Annotated in this window: 4 protein-coding genes and 1 pseudogene; 1 reads left to right on the forward strand and 4 read right to left on the reverse strand. The window is 71.8% G+C overall.

What is annotated here, in order from left to right; translation table 11 throughout:
• Window positions 1-1,009 (forward strand): ATP-dependent helicase C-terminal domain-containing protein (locus E2651_RS41135; protein ID WP_280922831.1); only part of this gene is annotated, 1,009 nt, incomplete at its 5' end.
• On the opposite strand, the gene E2651_RS41140 is transcribed toward E2651_RS41135, so the two are convergent.
• The 4 genes and pseudogenes from E2651_RS41140 to E2651_RS44450 all read right to left on the reverse strand — a co-directional run.
• Window positions 999-1,991: a DUF3068 domain-containing protein gene (locus tag E2651_RS41140; RefSeq protein ID WP_135336384.1), complete on the reverse strand. Its 993-nt coding sequence runs from the start codon at window positions 1,989-1,991 to the stop codon at window positions 999-1,001. The genes E2651_RS41135 and E2651_RS41140 overlap by 11 nt on opposite strands.
• A 19-nt stretch (window positions 1,992-2,010) precedes the next feature.
• On the reverse strand, window positions 2,011-2,145 hold the full coding sequence (locus E2651_RS41145; RefSeq protein WP_135336385.1) for an SPW_0924 family protein: 135 nt from the start codon (window positions 2,143-2,145) through the stop codon (window positions 2,011-2,013).
• A gap of 169 nt (window positions 2,146-2,314) precedes the next feature.
• On the reverse strand, window positions 2,315-4,051 hold the full coding sequence (locus E2651_RS41150) for a lytic transglycosylase domain-containing protein (protein WP_135336386.1): 1,737 nt from the start codon (window positions 4,049-4,051) through the stop codon (window positions 2,315-2,317).
• 320 nt (window positions 4,052-4,371) lie between these two features.
• Window positions 4,372-5,021, reverse strand: a pseudogene (locus E2651_RS44450) (hypothetical protein); the annotation flags it as partial.

Here is a 5,021-nt window from a genome sequence, read left to right on the forward strand (position 1 = left end):
GGGGTGGGAGAAGGGTGGTGCCGGGGGCGATGATCGTGCCGCCGGGCTCGTTGCCGCGCTCGCGTTTCCCGAGCGGGTCGGGCGGCGGGTGGCGGACGGGACGTATCTCATGGTCGGCGGGCCCCGGGGCGAGATCAGGCCCGGGTCCGCGCTGAGCGGCGCCGAGTGGATCTCCGTAGCCGTGGCGGACCGCCCCGTAGGCGCGGGGCACGCGCGTGTGCTGCTCGCCGGGCACATCGACGAGGACGTCGCCCGGAGCGCGGCCGCGCCGCTGTACAGCGAAGGCGATGAGGTCGGCTGGGGCGACGGGGATCTCGTCGCGCGGCACGTCGAGCGGCTGGGGGCCGTGGAGTTGGCGGTGCGGCCCCTCAAGAAGCCCGCCCCCGGACTCGTACGAGAAGGGCTGCTCGCCGGGCTCATGGAAGAAGGGACCGCGCTCCTGAACTGGTCCCAGGGTGCTCGGGAGCTGCGGCAGCGGCTTGCCTTTCTGCACCGGCACATCGGGGCGCCCTGGCCCGACGTATCGGAAAATGCCCTCCACGCGCGCGTGGACGAGTGGCTGGAGCCCGAGCTGTCGAAGGCACGGCGCCGGGCCGACCTGCGGCGCATCGACGCGGGGCAGGCGCTGGGCCGCCTCCTGCCGTGGGCGACCGGTGAGGCCACCCGTCTCGACGCGCTCGCTCCGGAGCGGGTGGCGGTGCCGAGCGGGTCCAGAATCCGGATCGACTACGCCGACCCCGAACAGCCCGTACTCGCCGTGAAGTTGCAGGAGATGTTCGGCCTCGCCGAGACCCCGCGCATCGCGGACGGCACCGTACCCGTCCTCGTCCATCTGCTGTCCCCCGCCGGGCGTCCCGCGGCCGTCACCGCCGATCTCGCGTCCTTCTGGCGGGACGGCTACCGGGCGGTGCGGGCGGAGCTGCGCGGGCGGTATCCGAAGCATCCGTGGCCGGAGGATCCGGTGGGGGCCGAGGCCACGCGGTTCACCAAGGCGCGGCTCAGGCGTTGACCGGTTCCGGCTCGGGGGCCGCCGTGGGTTCCGGCTCGCCCGGCCTTCGACTGCGGGCCTCCAGCCAGAGGGAGAGCGCGAGCAGAAGCAGGCCGAGGCCCAGGAAACCCCAGGGGAGATAGGACGTCAGGAGGAGGACCAGGACGCGTTGGGACTTCACCAGGTCGACCGTGTCCTTGATGTAGTCCTCGCGCATCTTCACGTGCCCGGAGAACACCGTCACCTTGTCGCGCCCCCCTAGGAGCGTGCCGCCGCGCAGTTCGTTCCTCTGGATCTCCTCGCCGTAGACGGGTGCCCCGGTGGTCGGCTCGACCCAGAACTTGCGGACCGTGGTGTACCAGCGGGTGGTGCCGGTCTTGGCGAGGGACTCCGGAGTGATGCCCTTGACCGGCATCGTCTTGGGGAAGGGGACCTTGGTCCAGGGGATCGTCTGCTCGAAGTAGTAGACCTTCACGCCGCGGAACGTCTGCGTGCCCTTGTAGTGGATGGGCTTGGTGACGCGGGCCTGCGCGTCGAAGTACTCGTAGTCCCGCTTCTCGGTCAGGAAGGGCCACTTGAACTCGATGCCCTGGCGCTTGACCGGGTCCCCGTCGACCTCCTCGCCCTTGGCGTGCACCGGCTCCTGGCTGTGCGCGTCGAAGATGTAGCGCTCGGGGATCTTGGAGACCATCTTGCCGTCGGCGTCCTGGACGTAGGAGAGGGCGTCCCAGACGACGACGTCGCGGTCGGCGCTCTTCTCGACCTTCTCCGAGGCCTCCACGTTGCCCTTGAGGGTCTGCACGATGGTGACCTTGTCGACCTTCTTGGCCGTCATGGAGCCGTAGTCGATGAGGGTCGGGTTCTGCGCCTCCAGGACCGCCTCCTGGTACTGGCTCGGCGGGATCTTGGCGAGGCGCGGGAAGGCGTACCAGCGCATGAGCGGGGACATCGCCGTGAAGAAGACGGCGAAGGCGAGCAGGATCAGGCTGGCCTTGCGGCGCATCGCGGCGGCCCTCCCTACGTTATGGGTGCTTGGGGACGGTGGTGAGGAGCGGCTCCGGTGAGGTCTCGCCGGGCGGGGCTCCGATCGACGTGATCGTCAGGACCAGGGCGAAGGCGACGGCAAGACCGGTCGCGGCGGCGATGAGAGCGCGCATGCGGATCCTCCCGAGGCGGGGACACTGTTGACAGCAACCATGAACTGACAGGGCGTCAGGGCTGGGGCACCGTAGCAACGCGGCGGCGAGATGAGAACACGTTGCACACACAGGAACGCCCCTGCGCCGTGCGGGCGCAGGGGCGTTGCTCGGGAGACGTGCGGTGCGGCTAGGCCGCCGGGGCCGCCACCTTCAGTTCGACCGTGAGCGTCGCGCCGCCCGCGGTGGTGATGCGGAGCAGATAGGTGCCCGCCGTGTCGTCCGCGTACATCTTCGGGAGCTTGAGCACGCCGTCGGCGTCCGTCTTCAGAGTCTTGAGCGTGCGGACCGGCTTGCCGTCCGCGTCCTTGAAGTAGGGGCCCTTGTCGTTGGCCGTGGGGTCGTCCATCGACTTGATCATGGTGGCGGTGGCCGCGACGCCGTCGGCGGCCGCTCCCTTGTACGTCGCCTTGACCTCCACCTGGTCGGCGAACTCCGCGCCCGGCGCGCAGGTCAGCGCCTTGTCGCCGGTCCTGACCAGGGCGTCGGCCTGGCGCGCGGTGACCGTCGCCGTGTAGTCGAGGCCGGGCAGCGAGCGGCCGACGACCGTGGCCCGCACCGTGAACTCACCGCTCTCCTCCCCCGCCTTGATCACCGGAGCGGTGGCCTTGCCGGTGGCGCTCGTGGTGACCGTGGCGCTCGTGGCGCCGCCGTCGAAGCGGGCGTCCGTGTCACCGACGATCGCGAACTTGACCTGGACCTTGGCCACGGTGGATCCCGACGCGGACTCCGTACGCACCACGACGCGTCCGGCGAAGGCGTCGCCCGCCGTCGCGGAGAGCTTGCCGGTGCCCGCGTCCTCCAGGCGCGAGACTCGGTCGGTGGGCGAGGGAGTGGGGTCGGGGCTCTCGGAGCCGCCACCGCCGGGCGGCGTGGTCGGGCCGGTGCTGCCGCCGCTGCCGGGCTCGGTCGGCTTGCCTGAACCGGGCTTGTCCGTACCGGGCTTGTCCGTACCGGGCTTGCTCGGCTTCGGCGAGGTCGAGGGCGAACCGGAGCCGCCCGGCGCCGGGCTCGGGGTGATGCTCGGCCGGCCGCCGTCGCTGCGGTCGTCCGGCAGGACGCCCGTGCCGTCGGGGATCTCGTGGGTGCCCTTGCGGTAGTACTCCAGCCACGTCAGGACCGTGTTCAGGTACGCCGTCGAGTGGTTGTAGCTCAGGATCGCCTGGTGCAGGTCGCCGCCGCCGGACTCGTCGGACAGGTCGCGGTCGCTCGCGCAGAGGTAGTGGCCCGCGGCGAGCGCGGCGTCGTAGATGTTGTTCGGGTTCTTCTTGCCGTCCCCGTTGCCGTCCTGCGCCCAGGTGTCCCACGTCGACGGGATGAACTGCATGGGGCCGACCGCGCGGTCGTGCGTCCTGTCGCCGTCGTACGCGCCGTTGTCGGTGTCCGTGATCTTCGCGAAGCCGTTGCCGTTGAGGACCGGGCCGAGGATCGGCTTGAGGGTGGTGCCGTTCGCGTCCACGCGGCCGCCGCGGGCCTGGCCGGACTCGACCTTGCCTATCGCCGCGAGCAGCTCCCAGGGGAGGTTGCAGCCCGGCTTGGAGGCGGCGAGCGAGGACTCGGCCTTCTTGTACGCGTCCAGGACCGTGGCCGGGATGCCGCCCGCGACCGCGGCGTCCGAGTCGCCGCCGGTGGGCGCGCCGGTCGGCGGGACCGGGGTGTTCAGGGGCGGCAGGTCCGTGTAGTAGGGCGAGTTGCCGGTCGCGGAGTCCTCGGGTGGCGGCGTGGCGTCGGATGCCCCCGCTCGCTCGTCGCGCGGGACGTTCGTCGCGCCCGGGGCCTGGGACGCGGCGAGTGCCGCCACCGCCGCCGCGGCCACCGCGGTGGTCACCGCTCCCCTGCGCAACCGCCTGCCGAATACCGCCGCCATGACCGTGGACCCCTCCCCTTGACGACTCTGCGTGCCGCCACCCGCACTCTTGTGCTCAAGCTCCCCTGCGGGCCGACCCAGGCGACACTACGACAACTTCCGGCGCCCAGGCACCCGTTCGCGCCCGATTTTCACCGGTTGGCCGAGTCCTGTTCGGGTGGGGCTTCCGGCGGGGCCTCGGGCTCGCTCTCCGGCGGGACCGAGCCGTCGGGGACTTCGCTGATCTCGCTCTCCGGGTCAGTCCCTGCCCCGCGGCGCGGCCCTTCCGAGTGCGCGGTGCACGGCCTGTGCGACGCGTTCGATGGTGCGGACCCCGTACTTCATCGTGGGGTTGCCGTGCGAGAGGACGCCTTGGTGCCGCGGGGCATTCCCGCGGGCAGGCCCCGGCGCTGGTCGCGGCGCACCTCGTTCAGCTGCTTCAGGGCGTACGCGCGTGAGGCGGGGTTCAGCAGGGCGCGGGCCCGTGCTGCGGCTTTGGCTCCGGCTCCGGTGAGGACGCCGAGGAGGCGGAGCTGGTCGGCTGCGGTGGTCCGGGTCAGGCCCCAGAGGCCGTACGGGGTGAAGCGGATGATCATGGGGCGGATCCTGCCGCGCTCCCAGGCGGTGAGTCCGCGCCGCCAGTCCTGGGCCCGGCGCAGCGCCGCCTCCATGATCATGACCTTGGCTACGCTCGCCGTGTCGTGGCGGTGGTGGCCGGCCAGGGCGCAATTGAGGCCCCTGTCGGGGTCGTGGACGGCTACGGAGACGGTGCCGCGCCGGGCGGCCAGGAGGGCGCGGATGGCGCGGGAGAGCTGGGCGGCGAGGGCCGGGTCCTTGCGGGCCGTGCACGGGGCTCCGCGTTGCGCTGCACTGGCTTGGGCGGCGGTCGCGGGGAGGTGGGTCACGAGGCTGGTGACCAGTGCCGTGGCTATCGCTATTCGGCACTTTCGCAGGTGAAGGGCCATGCGGTCATCGTGGCGGGGGCACGTTC

The sequence above is a fragment of the Streptomyces sp. MZ04 genome, assembly GCF_004684775.1.
Taxonomy (GTDB): domain Bacteria; phylum Actinomycetota; class Actinomycetes; order Streptomycetales; family Streptomycetaceae; genus Streptomyces.

What these genes read in the sequence shown, in the direction of transcription:
- E2651_RS41140 (WP_135336384.1), bottom strand. Translation starts at nt 1,991, where the DNA reads ATGCGCCGCAAGGCCAGCCTGATCCTGCTCGCCTTCGCCGTCTTCTTC.
- E2651_RS41145 (WP_135336385.1), bottom strand. Translation starts at nt 2,145, where the DNA reads ATGCGCGCTCTCATCGCCGCCGCGACCGGTCTTGCCGTCGCCTTCGCC.
- E2651_RS41150 (WP_135336386.1), bottom strand. Translation starts at nt 4,051, where the DNA reads ATGGCGGCGGTATTCGGCAGGCGGTTGCGCAGGGGAGCGGTGACCACC.